We start from the raw sequence: 14910 nt of genomic DNA on the forward strand, positions 1-14910 counted from the left end.
CCTGAACGCAGTGAAGGATCTCCCGATGCTAGCACTGTGCCGGATTTAAGGTATCGCTCACTCCGTTCGGGATGACGTTCTTTTGAGAGTTTCGTCATCCTGAGTGCAGCGAAGGATCTCCTAATGTAGGCACAGTGCCACATTCAGGAGATCCCTCATTGCATTCGGGATGACGGTTGAGTTTCGTATCCTGAACGCAGTGAAGGATCTCCAAATGCAGGCACACTGCCCCATTCAGGAGATCCCTCATTTCATTCGGGATGACGGTTGAGTTTCGTCATCCTGAACGCAGTGAAGGATCTCCCGCTGCTGGCACTTTGCTGGATTTAAGGTTTCGCTCACTTCGTTCGAAATGACACCTTCAGAATATACTAAATTGTTACTTTTTATTATTTATTAACTGCCAGCTAAATTAATCTGTAAATTCTCTCCAAGTTCTTCGAACTCAGTTACTAATGGCGTGGTTGCATAAGCAAATAAATTACATTTAGATCCAGTCAGATAATTACTGACGTGTATTAATGCATTTGCAAGGGATTTTAATAAATTAGTTAAATAATCTCCCCAACCCAATTCTTTCTCTAATATTGGTTTTGCTTTGTGTATTGCATCAGAGCACTTATTAATAAATAGCTTCCTAGCATTCCCCCTGCTCTCGGGGTAATGCTTAACAGATTCCAAATAATCATTGGCTGCCAAGGATATTGTATTTGCTAATCGCTGTGCTTCTTGGAGTACTTTGGGCGTTCTGTGCTTATCTTGTTCCAGTAATTGAATTTTTTTCAAAAAATCCCCGATCGTGGTATTTATTTCCGCCTGTACGTCTTTATAGTAAACAATAATACCATCGGCAGTTAATTTTCTTTGAATAGTCAAATCAAAAAATGAAGCCCATGAATTAATTTCTTTTTCATCAGGTAAATTCTCAACTATTGATTTATAGTCCCAATATTTGAGTGAAAAGTCATCTAAAATATCACTTAGAACACTATTAGTATTATTTTGCCACAAGTTAAATAAGTGTGATGGATTTGCATATTCTTTATGAGCACCAACGAGCATGTTTCCCCTGGGACTACGACCATCAAGATAAGTACCTGTGCTGTACTTATGGATTTTAGTTAGAATTTCTATTCGAATTTTTCCAATAAGCTTATACATTTCCCTCAATTGATCAGTGGCAATATCTTCAGGAGTCTGTTTGACATCACGTATTCGATGTATCCAGGCCACCAGATCATTAAACTTGCTTATTGGAATGGAAGGATCTAGGGGAATGGTTGTTCTAAACAAAGGAATACGATATGTAAAACACGGATTATCAAGGATATTTTTATACTCCTCATCATCTTGAACCCATTCTAACAGTTCTTCTTGACTGGGTATTTTTCTCAATATTGGATAGTAGTCACTACCAATAATTAATTTCTCGCGTACCATACTCTTGTTGAGGGGGTCATTATTTTGACAAGCCAATGATAGCGCTCGCAGTTCAACGGTATTTTTATAAACAGGATTGACACCAATTTTAAGGTTAACTAAATCATTTGTTCCGTTAAATTCTTTTGTCAGCGTGTGAAATGATGTATTACATCGTATTAATCTGATCTTGCCTATGGTACTGAATATCTGTTCTAAAGTCTCATTAGAAAGATCTTCACGATAAATTCTTTGATTGTTCATTCGATGAATCCAATCAGTTAATAGTCTGAACTCATCCAAAGTAACGGCTTGGTTTAATTTAAACTGGGGCATATCAATTTAACTCGACAAAAAATGATTGCATATTGTATGATGAAGCCAAAATATAATCAAGTTTGGCCAAAATTAGGTGATCAATTAACGCTTTGTTCCAGTACGTTCTGGTAGATTTAAAGTCGATGATCTACCAGAATAGAAAGTATTTAACTGGATGCTTTTCTTCTCTGCATAATTGCAGAGAAAAACTCAGGTTTATTTAATCCCATAGAGGCGAAAATTTGTGGAATTTTATCCCAGCTTCCTTCCTGCTCGATGCTTTCAACAATCAACTCAAAGCCCTTATCCTTATCCACAATGAGCCCCCAGCCATTAATCAGACAGAGACCCCTGAGTCTTTTGGCAGCAATATGGCCTAATTTTTCAGCTGCCAATAAATGTGCATGCGCTTCTTCATAGAGTTGCTGACTTCTTTTCAGGTTTGCAGGACTATTAAAAATTCCTTCATTATCTAAACTTTGTCTGTATTTAGCTTCATCAATAAAGATTTGGGCTAATTGATAATGAGCGGCGGAGTCATCCAGATCGGCTGCTTTTCGATAACATTCAATTAGCATGATTTCAGAATAAGGAAAGTTTTTGTTCCCTTTTAGTTTTTTGAATAATCCGGCCAATTCATAATAGCAAAGAATTTCTCTTTTTATGACTTCATCTCCAGGTTGATTATTAACCCGGTTGTTTTGCATGGCTTTAATCTTTTTGGTCAGCCGTTTTATTTTCCAGCGTTTCATATTGAACATGAATACTCCTGTCATTATTATGCGGTGCTTTGAATGATTATTTGTAATAAAAATATAACAGCAACAATTAATATCATTAATAAAATTATTTTTGCTGCTAATCCCAACGATTCTTTAACATCTTTCTGATGTTCTATAGTCGTTTCTTTTTCAAGTTCAGGATTAACTTTTTTAGCAAGACCTAATATTTGATCATCTATGTAATTGGAAATATAGTATGAGATGTAACCAGCCATTAAACTGGGCAAAAAGAAAATCAACCAGGTAATTACTCTACTCGCAGCTTCACTGTACTCATATCGATTTTCAAAAAACATGATTATATTACTAACCAAATCAGGTACATCATAGTATAAATTCCATATTAAAAATGGCAGGATGTACATGCTGAAGAAAAATAATCCCAAAGCCAGGATTAAACTTATAATTCCCAATACATACATTTTGTTATTAATGGAATATCTGTCTTGCTCCATGATACCCTTCCGTAGAGTTATCTATACTAAGTATATCTAATTTTAAGATAGCAGATAGGTACAAATAAGTACACTTACTGGTTATATTTCATATTTCGTTTAAAATTTATAACTTATCTTATTCTTTAAGGATTTTTATGAAGCGTCAGGTTTTTATGCTTTCTGATGGAACAGGCATTACTGCTGAAACGTTGGGAAACAGTCTTATTACACAATTTGAAAATATTGAATTTGAAAAACAAACCATACCCTACATTGACTCGCTTCAAAAAGCTGAGAGTGTGATCCAGCGCGTGAATCAATCCTTCGATCAACAAGGAATTAAACCTCTGGTATTTATGACTTTAGTAAATCCTGAAATTCGTCAATTGTTTAAAAGTGCTAATGCCTGTGTATTTGATTTGTTCAGTACCTTTATCGGCCCATTAGAAAATGAATTAAATGAAAAATCATCCTATACCGTTGGCAGAACACATGGAGTAGCTAACGATAAATCATACACCCATAGAATAGAAGCTGTTGATTTTGCCTTGTCCCATGATGATGGTGTTAAAACTCGAGGTTATGATAAAGCCGATATCATATTGATTGGTGTTTCACGTTGCGGAAAAACACCAAGTTGTTTGTATATGGCTTTGCAATATGGAATTTTGGCTGCGAATTATCCCTTTACAGAGGATGATCTTATAGGTTTTCAGTTACCTGAAGTATTAAAACCTTATAAGCATAAGTTATTTGGACTCACTATTGATACACATAGACTACAACAAATTCGATCGGAGCGAAGACCAAATAGTAAGTATGCGTCCTCAGAGCAATGCCGATTGGAGGTTACTGAAGTCGAAGCAATGTATCAAAAGGAAGGAATTCCCTATATCAATTCCACGAAGTACTCCATTGAGGAGATCGCAACAAAAGTGTTGGCTTCAGCCGGGTTGCATCGAAAAATATAGAGTATATAGACAAATCATTAAATTATTCCAATCGTCCCGCGACTTGTTTGCGGGATTAACAGAGCCAGTATTATTAGTAAGCAAAGTCTGTCAGCTGTATGGATCTCACGAACACGTCCTTTATTATGTACCTCACTTTTTCTTTGCGAGCAAAACGAAGCAATCCACAATGGAGCTTTATTCTATTCCGGTTGAATTCTAAATTCATTTGATTGAGCTGGCTTATCCTTTATTTCACTAACAATATCCCTCAAACGATGAGAAAAAACACCTTTTGGCCAATCATTGACTTCTTCTGGAGTCAATTGTTGTTCTGCTTTCTTTATGCAGGTTTCTATATAGGCTTTATAACTTTGTCCGGTTGCAGGTTTTGTCGTTACCAAAGCATTGATCATTTGTTCACTAAAATGACATTTACTGGCTTTACGCTCATCTTTTAAATTAATACCTACCGTATCTGTTTCTTTAAATAGCGTCCTTCTGTAAGTTAGTAATTGTCTGATAGCATCTTCACGTGCAGATGAGTAGGGTTCATCTAGAAACTCATTGCTGTTTAAACGCTCTTGAAGTTGCTCCAGATTGGCTTTATCTAATTCTGTAAGAAATTTGGGGAATTGTTCATTGACCAATTGTTCGTTTTTAGTCCACTCATCAGAGTATGCTTTTGCAGGTTGCAGTTTATCAACCCAACCAAGCACAGTATCGATCGCTTTAAACACTATACTCTGGACCTGCTCACCAATCTTTAGTAGTTTAACTGCTCCACTAAAAGTTGGATTGTGATGACTGTGCAATATATTATTCAGTGCATCGTAAACCGATTCATTTGAATTGGTAGTGGAGTAGTGTTCCAGAACAGTTTTAAGAGTTGAGCCTCTGAGTTCTCCATTAAAACTGTCTCGGTAATCAAGTACAGCAAAAACATCCTCATCATTTTTATCCGAGATATACAAACCTTTATTTGGGATAAATTCAATGTTCATATCTTTAACTTTTATATTTTTTAATACAGCACATTGGCTATTGGCATACTCTTCTTTTCCCTTAGTCGATTGGATTGCATGAATATTGTCCCAAAATGTGGAAAAAGTTTGAGGGGTTTGGGTGTTTTCAGTAAATAAACTCATTCCCCATGTTGCTTTAGTTTGATCTTGAAATTGTTTGCTGCGATAGAAAAAAATATCTTCTATTTTGCTTTTCATATACTACCTCTTATCGGATTGTAGTTAACTGAAAACAGTACCGTGGAACATCATTAAAATGGACCTTGTATCAATATTATAGGTCATATTTAGATCATAAATTAATTAGTGCCTAAAGTAGAAATTGTTTTGTATCTCAAGAAATTCTTCATTTTGTATGCAGCCAAGAACATTTCAATACAAGTATTTTGCCTGTTTCAGGAGAGTTCTTTATATAAAAGAGTGGCTATAGAAATGAAATTAAAAGAAGCCCATTAGGAATTGATGAAAAAGACGGCTTAAAAGGTACCTGATCCCATGATAAGACCCGCTTCTCATGTATAAGGCAAATTGGCTGTTATATAAATAAAAATAACGATATAGTTAGTACATAATACAATCAATTATCCGGATATAATTTGAATACACAAAACAAGTATAAGGGGATGATATATATTAGCCTCAGCGCCCTTATTTCGAGTGCAGCCACCCCTGTTACTGCAAAATTAATTCAAACTGGCAATGAGCACCTGATTAATGGACATAACCCTATTTCTTTTTGTAATGTACTCTTTGTTGGTAATTTAATCGCACTTATTACGCTTTATCTTCTTTATTTTAAGGAGAACAGATCATTTAAAATGAAGTCAATATCAAGAAGAAATTGGTTTTGGATGACCTTGTCGGCATTCACATCCGGCGTTCTTACCCCAACATTATATTTCCTTGGAATCATGAATACTGACGTTGTTAATGTGGTTATTATTTCAACATTCCAAATTCCTTTAACTTTATTTTTTGGATGGTTATTTTTAAATGAAAAACCACTGCCCAAAGTACTGATTGGATCTTTATTTACCCTCATTGGCCTGATTACTATTGCAGTCCTACAAAAATGGGTTTTTTCATCAGATACGGCACCACGCGTGTTGACTTCGGCCACTCAAACTCAAGGTGCTTTAAATAGTTTCCTGAAATCCCATCACTATTCCGGGGAGATTTGCGTACTGCTAGCTGTGCTCAGCAGTACTATCTCTGGTTTAATTGGGTTTCATACAAGTAAAATAATTCCACTAGGGATTTTAAATCTGTTTCGCATGGGTCTTGGGGTTGTCTTTTTCTTTTATATTGCCCTGGCTATGTTCGGCTGGGGGCATTTTAGTGACATATTCTCCGAATTCTTATGGGGATGGATGTTGATTTATGGCGGGATTATAGTGGCTTTTAATACCTACTTTAAATTTCTAGGTTTAAAGTATGCAAAAATTGATGAAATATCGATAAGTTCTACATTAATACCTATCTTCTCATTGTTCTTTTCTTATCAGATAATGAATAATCTTCCCAATAAATCACAACTTATTGGAACCATTTTAATTATAATAGGTCTCTTTATTGGATTGATTGGGAAACTGGAGTCAACAAAAAAATCCAAGATACCTGATAAGCCCCCTTGTTACCCTGGAATTTGAAATTCATTGAATAAAATAAAGATTCTCCAGTTCGCTCTTTTTCACCGAGTGAGCCACTATTAACGAACTATTTTAATACTACTTTAGATGAAACGGTGACTGAAGTATCTTCAATGTAAGCAGAGCGGCTGTAGGAATACCCTGTCCCTGTAGAAGTCTTATTGCGATAATGTAGCAGACCCTTACATTATCACGATTAACATTATTGGTTTATGGTGTTAATACAAAACAATTCAAGGACTTTTAGGTTTAGCTCAGGCAATAAAATCATTGCCTGAGTTCACAAGCGATTAGTTCACAACCCATAGCGCCATAAAATCACTGACCTTCATTGCAGCTAGAGTATTGGTATCACTCATTGCATTCATGATTTGTTCTACTCGATTAGCGGGTAATCGGGTACTCAGGTTGTTCTTGAACTTGGATATCAATACAGGAATTCCCTCTTCACGTCGTCGTTTATGACCAATTGGATACTCAACAGTGATTAATTCACTTTCCGTACCGTCATTGAAAACAAGCTTGATGCTGTTTGCTATAGATCGCTTGTCAGGATCATGATATTCACGAGAAAAACGCTCATTTTCTGTGACGTGCATTTTGGCTCTTAAGGCATCTATCCTTGGATCTGCAGCTACGGTATTTTCATAATGTTCCGCTTTTAAATCACCAAACAGCAAACCAATTGCCACCATATACTGCAGGCAATGATCCCTATCAGCTGGATTATGCAACGCGCCTTGTTTACTGATAATTCGTATAGCGGACTCATGTGTAACCAGTTCAATTCGCGCAATATCATTGAATCGCTGAGTGACTAAAGGATGTAAAGCAACCGCACATTCAACGGCTGTTTGTGCATGAAATTCTGCAGGATAAGATAATTTAAACAGGACATTTTCCATGACATAACTGCCATACGGACGTTGAAATTTAAACGGTTTTTTGTCAAATAAAACATCATAAAATCCCCAGGTAGGAGCACTTAATGCACTGGGGTACCCCATTTCACCTGTTTTAGCGATCAAAGCCAGACGAACTGCTCGTGATGTGGCATCTCCTGCGGCCCATGATTTTCTGGAGCCTGCATTAGGCGCATGACGATAAGTTCTTAAACTTTGGCCATCAACAAAAACCTGGGACAAAGTTCTTAACATCATATCACGATCGGCGCCGAACAATTGCGCTGCAACCGCTGCGCTGGCAATCTTAACCAGAAAAACATGGTCTAATCCTACACGGTTAAAGCTGTTTTCCAGAGCAAGACAACCTTGAATTTCATGGGCTTTAATCATTGCGGTGAGTACATCCTGCATTAAAATTGGCGCTCTTCCCTTACCACAATGTTCTCTGCATAAATAATCTGCAACAGCTAATATAGCACCTAAATTATCCGATGGATGACCCCATTCTGCTGCAAGCCATGTATCATTGAAATCCAGCCAACGTATCATAGTCCCAATATTAAAGGCAGCCTGAACTGGATCCAGTTCATAATGGGTTCCAGGAACACGTGCTCCGCCTGAAAGTGTGGCTCCAGGGACTATGGGGCCCATGAGTTTTGTACACTCGGAAAAATTTAGTGCCAACAGACCACAGCCTAAAGTATCCATTAAACAGAGACGTGCTGTTTCATAAGCGAGAACGCTATCAATTTTAGTATTTAAAACATAATCAGCAATATCTACGATAACCTGATCGTAATCAGGTTTAACATTATCTTCTACATAACTGCTCATATTAACCTCTTTTCTCAATTTCAGTGAATGCTCTGGGTTCTGGTCCAATATATTCTGAGGTAGGCCTGATTAGTTTATTATTGGCTCTCTGTTCAAATACATGCGCAGACCAACCTGTGATCCGGGACATAACGAAAATGGGGGTAAACAAATGGGTAGGTATGCCACAATAATGATATGCAGACGCACTATAAAAATCGAGATTGGGGAATAGTTTCTTCTCACTCCACATGACCTCTTCTATGCGTTCAGAAATGTGGTACAACTTCAGATCACCCTTCGCTTCACCTAATCTGAACGACCATTTTTTAATGATATCAGAACGTGGATCACTTGTTGTATAGACTCTATGCCCAAATCCCATGATTAATGCTTTGTTCGCCAGCATTTGCTTTAATCCGGCTTCAGCTTCATCAGGTGTCTTGAATTGTTCAATCAATTCCATAGCCGCTTCATTAGCCCCACCATGCAAAGGCCCACGCAGAGTTCCAATCGCGCTGGTTATCGCAGAGTAAAAATCAGACAATGTAGCTGCCGTGACTCGTGCGGCAAAGGTTGATGCATTAAATTCATGTTCTGCATAAAGTATGAGAGAAACATTCATCATATCCGATTCGATTTTACTGGGTTTTTTATTATGCAATAAGGCTAGGAAATGCCCGCCGACGGTATTCTCATCACTGTAACCGGAAATTTCCCTGTTTTCATAATGATAGGCATACCAATAACACATAATTCCAGGAAATAAGGCCAAAAGCCGATCGGCAATCTCATGTTCTTGAGAAAAATTTTCTTCAGGTTCAATATTACCCAAAAAAGAACAGGCGGTTCTTAATACATCCATAGGGTGTGTGTTTTTGGGAATCAACTTCAATACCGTTTTTAATTGTTCCGGGATTCCTCTCAGACTTATCAGTTTTTTAGTGTATTTATCCAATTCACTTTGTGTTGGAAGATGGCCATAATGCAATAAATAAGCAACTTCTTCAAAGCTTGCATATTCAGCTAAATCGTCAATAGAATAACCTCTGTAATTCAAACCTTTACCTGCCAGGCCAACAGTAGCAATTGCTGATTGTCCAGCAACAACACCGGCTAAACCTCCACTCTTACTACTCATTTTCTTCCTCCATCAGTTGGTCCAGTTTTTCTTCGTATTTGTGATATCCAAGAATAGAATACAGTTCCTCACGTGTTTGCATAGTATCCAGAACTGATTTTTGCGTTCCTTGTCGGACTATAGTCTCATAGGTTGTTAGTGCCGCTTTCGACATTGCTCTGAATGCACTTAACGGATAAAGAATTAATGAAACGCCTGCATCATTGAGTTCATCTCGAGTAAATAATGGTGTTTTACCAAATTCAGTAATATTAGCCAGAACCGGTACTTTAATACTTTGAGTAAAAGTTCGATATTCATCCAAAGACGTCATCGCCTCTGGAAATATCATATCAGCGCCCAGTTCAACACACAGTTGAGCACGCTCTATCGCAGAATTCATTCCTTCAACCGCGTAGGCGTCAGTTCTTGCCATAATGACAAAATTCGGATCCTTTCTGGCATCAACCGCGGCTTTAATTCGATCGCCCATTTCCTTTTCTGAGACAATAGCTTTATTAGGTCTATGTCCACATCGTTTAGCTAACACCTGATCTTCGATATGAATGGCTGCTACACCTGCTTTTTCCATTAATTTGATTGTTTGACCAATATTAAAGGCATGTCCCCATCCAGTATCGACGTCTACTAAAAGTGGTAATGGAGAGACATCGGTTATACGGCGGGCATCCTCCAGAACTTGCGATAAATTAGTCATTCCAAGATCGGGCAAACCATAAGAGGCATTCGCTACGCCAGCACCTGAAAGATAGATGGCTTTACATCCAGCTGATTCAGCTAACATTGCAGTATAAGCATTGATGGTACCCAAGACTTGTAGCGGTCTATTATCCTCCACTGCAAGTCTGAACGCTTTTCCCATTGAACTGGTCATTCCATATTACTCCTTTGACCTAAAGGGTTATTATTATGCTCTAATGAGAAGTCCATCTCAATCGATTTTACTAAATTACTAAATGTCCTTTGAGATACCATCGACAATAACCAGAAATAAACACACGATTATCCATTAACTCACAAAATAACTCCCCTTTTCTGTGTAAGCCCTGGATAGCACGTAAACTCGATTTATTTAATTTATTTGCCCAGAATGGTGTTAAAACACAGTGAGCAGAGCCTGTTACGGGATCTTCTGAAATACTGTGCCTTGGATAAAAGCAACGAGAATAGAAATCAGCTTCAGCACATACAGAGGTAATTATTAAGCCTCGTTTAGGCAACTTCATAAGTTTTTTTAAGTCAACTTGTGCATTAATCACCTGTGCCTCATTTGCAAGAAGAATTAAATAATCGAGATCACTGTCGTATGTTTCTAATACAGGTTGATCTATAAGCTGTGCTATATTCTCTGAAGAATGGGAGTTAATATAACTCAACCTGGGAAAATCAAGGGTAAGTCGGTCTTTCTTTCTTAATACAAAAAGTTCCCCACTCATACTATGAAAAGTGATGATATCAGTTGAACATTTCTCTAATTCAAACAAGACAAAGCCAGCAGCTAGGGTTGCATGCCCACACAGGGAGATTTCTCCATTTGGGGTGAACCAACGAATATGAAATCCATTATGGGCTTCAATAATAAAAGCAGTTTCTGACAAATTATTTTCCGCGGCTATTGCCAGAAGCAATTCGTCATTCAACCAATCATCAAGTAAACATACAGCGGCTGGATTACCATGAAATACTTTATCAGTAAACGCATCAATTTGAAAAAAGTCAATACTATGCACAATCCGCTCACATGATGAAAATGTTGATTATAGCTGATAAAGAAAGTTCAAGTTAAGCTTGAGTTATTAATAAAATAAAACCTCTGACAATTTAATAACTTATCACTGAATCGTCAACACATCGGGTGGAACAATTTCTGATTTTTCCTAATAAAATCAATATATTCCTCGAGTTATGTTTTTTCGCAAAAATCGACTGGGTGCTATTGCATGGATAAGATTTCTTGGCAGACAACTGATTTCATTATTGATTAATGAAGCCAGCCATTCCGAACATAATGGGATAGTAGTTAATCCTCGGGAGCCAAATCCTGCACAAACGAATAACCCGGGAATATAGGGGCCAGGTTGTGCTATCCATCTTTTGGAATTTGATTCTAAACCTGAAAACAGCTCAATAAATTCCTTTGCTTTTGCAACAGGGCCTACCGCAGGTAGATAATCCGGGGTAGAAGCCCTGACCGCGGCCCAATGATCAATTATTTCTTTGGACCATAAATCTGGTGAAGAGATTTTCACCAGTTTATTTAAATTGCTTATATCATCCTCTGTATTAGTGTGTTCAGAGGAATCACCAAGGTTATAGCTGGCACCAAAATAATGCATTCCCTCTATGGCAGGTAAAACATGCCCTTCTCCACATAGAGGAATTTTAAGTTTAGAGCTGTTTGGTGTTGAGCGAATTGAAGACATTTGTCCTCGAATGTGCTTCATCGGTAAATCTGTTAACTCACTGAACGAGTTTATCTTGTTTCCAGTGCATAAGACTAAAGCGTCTGCGTCTTTATTATTGACTATCCAGCTTGAACCATTAAAGTGTATAGAATCAATCAAAGTATTTTCATTCACAGTGATTTCATTTCTATCGACTAAAATCTGACAAAGACGCGGTGAGTTAATCCATCCTGAGCGAGGAATATAAAGACCTGATTCACTGATATTCAAGCCAGACAAATCGGATGCTTTATCGGGATCAACCAGCTCCCCAAGTTCGGGATAATAGTGAAGCCAATTTTTAAGACTTTGTTGGGCATGTAGTTGTTTTTGATTATAAGCTAATAATAGAGAACCGCTTAAACAGCCTAGATCTGGATGGTGTTTCATCAGATTATTATATACTCGACTCGCATAAAGAAATGATGAAAGCATTAACTGAGTTAATGGTGATTTATAAGCCGACAATTTGGGGAATAATACTGCTTGATGATTGGCTGAAGCAGCTGCACCAACCGTCGTTTTTTCCTCAAATAGTGTTACCCTCCAACCCCGGTTGGCTAAACAATGAGCAATGAAACACCCAGCAAGTCCGCCTCCTACTATATGTACTGATTTATTTGCAGATTTAAAAGGAGAACCTGTATGCCAGGGTGTTTGACGATTCTTTATTCTATAAGGTTGTGACTTTTTATAGGTTCCTGAAAGCATGTGCCGTTTGGGACCAAAGCCCTTTTTCTTTTCAATTGTAAAACCTGCTTTGGTCAAAGCGGCTTTTACAATTCCGGCTGCGGTGTATGTTGCAAAAGTGGAATCTTCTTGCGATAACATGGCAATTACTGAAAAGAGAGAGTATGACCACATCTCTTCATTTTTGGATGGAGAAAAACCGTCCAGATACCAGGCATTGATATAACCAGACCGTACTTTTGATTCCAGTTGAGAGTCACCACAAACTAATAATTGCTCAAAACACTCCAGTGCATCACCTAACATCAGAGTCAGCTTAACTCGACCATTACAAAATGATAAATAGTGATATCCATGTGTCAATACAGGATATTGTTCCAGCAATTGTCTGGTGTGTATCGATAGTTCAGGCCAAAGATTTAAACAGTGTTCTATATCGTTCAATTCTAGAGGATGTTTTTCACATGAAAAATAATGTAAATGTGCTGAACTGGGTGCGTATTCTTCCCACAACTTTAAAGTCAGAAGAAAATTTAAACCTGTACCAAACCCAGTTTCTCCAATATTAAATAGTGAATAAGTATTTTGGGGAAGTTCTGACCACCTACCAAGGAGATGATTCCCATCAACAAATACGTAACGACTTTGTTTGATCCCACTTTCAGCGGAGTTATATACATCATTGAAGTGTTTAGAATAAGGCAAATCATTGAGCCACTCAAGATCTGCCGTTTCAATTGGTACAAATGGACTACTCAAATACAGTCACTCTCTTGGTTACATTAACATTACCATCTTGCAGAATTTCATGCTTTTTTTCCTGAATTAACTTCCTTAACTTAGGAACAAGCATTAATAGTATAAATGAAGAGCCGATAGCAAATAAGCCTAAGTATAAAAATACTTTACTGTATCCTGTATTAGTCAGTAATGGTGATGTACTGTTCTGTCCTATAATCATTAGATTTGAACTGTAGCTAGACAAGGTTGCCCCTACTCCAGTAATCAGCATCCACATCCCCATCATTACTCCTTGAAGTGATGTCGGAGCCAGATAACCTATCATGGCATAACCAATTGGGGAGATTAACAGTTCTCCAATGCTCTGCAAAATAAAGCTGGTTACTATCCAGCCAGGATTAACCATTCCTGCGGAATTTGCATAAACAATTCCCAGAGGGAGTATCGCGAATGCCAGTCCAATACAAAATAAAGCGAGAGCAAATTGCGTGGGTATATTGATTTGAACTCCCTTCGAACGCATTCTGGAAAACATTATTCCCAATAAAGGGCCACCAATGACTATAGCTACAGTGTTGATATTTTGAAACCATTGGGGAGGAATAATCCAGTTACCATATTCTCTTTGCACATTATGATCAATAAATACCGTTAATCCCATTGGCCCTATTTGGTACAACATCCAAAAAATAGCACCAACAATCATCAGAATGGCAAAAGCTAATATTTTATCCTTCGCTTCTTTTGTAGGTTGTTGATATGCAATATAAAAGGTCAATGCCAGCATAAAAATACCTGTTGCAATGACCAGTTTATTAGCCCAATCAGCATATTGCAGCATTTGGCTTAACAAAAAAGGAAGTAACATAATGAAACCAACCCCCAGAGCCGTGGCTTTCTTCTGAGAGCGTTTATCTTTTCTGGAATAGGTTGTTTCCTTATCCGCCAATTGGTTCCAACAATAAAGACAAATAAGCAAGGCAAATAAATTTCCAAGACTACTAAGCAGGAACAGTCTTTGATAATTTTGGGTTATTTGAAATACACCGCTTAGGCTGAATCCTATGAAAAAGCCAATATTCATACCAGCATAATTCCATAAAAATGCGGTTTCGCGTCGAGTGTCATTAGGTGAAAATCTTTGAGTGAGCATGCAATTGAGGCAGGTTACATTCAATCCTGACCCTGTTAAAAACGCAGCAAGACCATAATATAAGGAATTAATGCCACCAACTGATAATAAGATGCAGCCTGCAACCTGAGCTATCATACCAACGCAGAACAGCGATCTGTTCGATAATAATCGCCCACCCCAGAAACCTCCAAGTAAATGCAGAGCAAAATTAAATGCAATAAAAACACCCATAATGCTATTTGCAGTAGTAACCTGAAGCCCCAGTTTTCCTTTCATGTATAAAACCAATGTCGAGTAAAGAACACTAAAACTAAGCGTTGAAACTACTTGTATGAAAAAAAGCGCAATAGTTCCCTCTGGAATGGTACTCCATAGTGCTCTTTGTTTACCCAATATCGACATGATATGCTTTCCTTAGCCAGCTGATTTATACCCAAGAATGACATGGAGAAAAACGACTG

Annotated in this window: 12 protein-coding genes; 2 read left to right on the plus strand and 10 right to left on the minus strand. The window is 37.6% G+C overall.

The features are described 5' to 3' along the window. Nucleotides 1-396: 396 nt before the first annotated feature. From IZU94_RS18360 to IZU94_RS02230, 3 genes are all read right to left on the minus strand, one after another. Nucleotides 397-1755, minus strand: coding sequence for a hypothetical protein (locus IZU94_RS18360; RefSeq protein ID WP_304600422.1), 1359 nt, complete (start codon nt 1753-1755; stop codon nt 397-399). Between the two features lie 149 nt (nt 1756-1904). Further along, nucleotides 1905-2498, minus strand: coding sequence for an SEL1-like repeat protein (locus IZU94_RS02225; protein WP_203107579.1), 594 nt, complete (start codon nt 2496-2498; stop codon nt 1905-1907). 17 nt (nt 2499-2515) lie between these two features. Next, complete coding sequence (locus tag IZU94_RS02230; protein ID WP_203107581.1) at nt 2516-2974, minus strand: hypothetical protein; 459 nt, start codon at nt 2972-2974, stop codon at nt 2516-2518. A 137-nt stretch (nt 2975-3111) separates the two neighbouring features. Between IZU94_RS02230 and ppsR the strand changes: the two genes are divergently transcribed. Then, nucleotides 3112-3927, plus strand: a complete 816-nt coding sequence (gene ppsR / locus IZU94_RS02235; protein ID WP_203107583.1) for a posphoenolpyruvate synthetase regulatory kinase/phosphorylase PpsR — start codon at nt 3112-3114, stop codon at nt 3925-3927. A gap of 182 nt (nt 3928-4109) precedes the next feature. Here ppsR and IZU94_RS02240 read toward each other — a convergent pair whose 3' ends face one another. Next, on the minus strand, nt 4110-5129 hold the full coding sequence (locus IZU94_RS02240; protein WP_203107585.1) for a hypothetical protein: 1020 nt from the start codon (nt 5127-5129) through the stop codon (nt 4110-4112). A 425-nt stretch (nt 5130-5554) separates the two neighbouring features. Here IZU94_RS02240 and IZU94_RS02250 point away from each other — a divergent pair, with 425 nt between their 5' ends. Then, a complete protein-coding gene (locus IZU94_RS02250; RefSeq protein ID WP_203107589.1) occupies nt 5555-6580 on the plus strand; it encodes an EamA family transporter in 1026 nt (341 codons plus the stop codon). 290 nt (nt 6581-6870) lie between these two features. On the opposite strand, the gene IZU94_RS02255 is transcribed toward IZU94_RS02250, so the two are convergent. From IZU94_RS02255 to IZU94_RS02280, 6 genes are all read right to left on the minus strand, one after another. Beyond that, nucleotides 6871-8319 carry a bifunctional 2-methylcitrate dehydratase/aconitate hydratase gene (locus IZU94_RS02255; RefSeq protein ID WP_203107591.1) on the minus strand — a complete coding sequence of 483 codons (1449 nt, stop codon included), beginning with the start codon at nt 8317-8319 and terminating at the stop codon, nt 6871-6873. 1 nt (nt 8320) lies between these two features. Continuing rightward, nucleotides 8321-9439, minus strand: coding sequence for a bifunctional 2-methylcitrate synthase/citrate synthase (gene prpC, locus IZU94_RS02260; protein ID WP_203107593.1), 1119 nt, complete (start codon nt 9437-9439; stop codon nt 8321-8323). Next, nucleotides 9432-10313, minus strand: coding sequence for a methylisocitrate lyase (prpB, locus tag IZU94_RS02265; RefSeq protein WP_203107595.1), 882 nt, complete (start codon nt 10311-10313; stop codon nt 9432-9434). The genes prpC and prpB overlap by 8 nt, the downstream gene beginning before the upstream one ends. Before the next feature lie 70 nt (nt 10314-10383). Continuing rightward, complete coding sequence (locus IZU94_RS02270) at nt 10384-11169, minus strand: PhzF family phenazine biosynthesis protein (protein WP_203107597.1); 786 nt, start codon at nt 11167-11169, stop codon at nt 10384-10386. Between the two features lie 156 nt (nt 11170-11325). After that, complete coding sequence (gene mnmC, locus IZU94_RS02275) at nt 11326-13332, minus strand: bifunctional tRNA (5-methylaminomethyl-2-thiouridine)(34)-methyltransferase MnmC2/FAD-dependent 5-carboxymethylaminomethyl-2-thiouridine(34) oxidoreductase MnmC1 (protein ID WP_203107599.1); 2007 nt, start codon at nt 13330-13332, stop codon at nt 11326-11328. Then, nucleotides 13325-14851: a peptide MFS transporter gene (locus tag IZU94_RS02280; protein WP_203107601.1), complete on the minus strand. Its 1527-nt coding sequence runs from the start codon at nt 14849-14851 to the stop codon at nt 13325-13327. The genes mnmC and IZU94_RS02280 overlap by 8 nt, the downstream gene beginning before the upstream one ends. Nucleotides 14852-14910 lie beyond the last annotated feature (59 nt).

It is taken from the genome of Legionella bononiensis (genome assembly GCF_016786215.1).
Taxonomy (GTDB): Bacteria; Pseudomonadota; Gammaproteobacteria; order Legionellales; family Legionellaceae; genus Legionella; species Legionella bononiensis.

What these genes read in the sequence shown, in the direction of transcription:
- IZU94_RS18360 (WP_304600422.1), bottom strand. Translation starts at nt 1,755, where the DNA reads ATGCCCCAGTTTAAATTAAACCAAGCCGTTACTTTGGATGAGTTCAGA.
- IZU94_RS02225 (WP_203107579.1), bottom strand. Translation starts at nt 2,498, where the DNA reads ATGTTCAATATGAAACGCTGGAAAATAAAACGGCTGACCAAAAAGATT.
- IZU94_RS02230 (WP_203107581.1), bottom strand. Translation starts at nt 2,974, where the DNA reads ATGGAGCAAGACAGATATTCCATTAATAACAAAATGTATGTATTGGGA.
- ppsR (WP_203107583.1), top strand. Translation starts at nt 3,112, where the DNA reads ATGAAGCGTCAGGTTTTTATGCTTTCTGATGGAACAGGCATTACTGCT.
- IZU94_RS02240 (WP_203107585.1), bottom strand. Translation starts at nt 5,129, where the DNA reads ATGAAAAGCAAAATAGAAGATATTTTTTTCTATCGCAGCAAACAATTT.
- IZU94_RS02250 (WP_203107589.1), top strand. Translation starts at nt 5,555, where the DNA reads ATGATATATATTAGCCTCAGCGCCCTTATTTCGAGTGCAGCCACCCCT.
- IZU94_RS02255 (WP_203107591.1), bottom strand. Translation starts at nt 8,319, where the DNA reads ATGAGCAGTTATGTAGAAGATAATGTTAAACCTGATTACGATCAGGTT.
- prpC (WP_203107593.1), bottom strand. Translation starts at nt 9,439, where the DNA reads ATGAGTAGTAAGAGTGGAGGTTTAGCCGGTGTTGTTGCTGGACAATCA.
- prpB (WP_203107595.1), bottom strand. Translation starts at nt 10,313, where the DNA reads ATGACCAGTTCAATGGGAAAAGCGTTCAGACTTGCAGTGGAGGATAAT.
- IZU94_RS02280 (WP_203107601.1), bottom strand. Translation starts at nt 14,851, where the DNA reads ATGTCGATATTGGGTAAACAAAGAGCACTATGGAGTACCATTCCAGAG.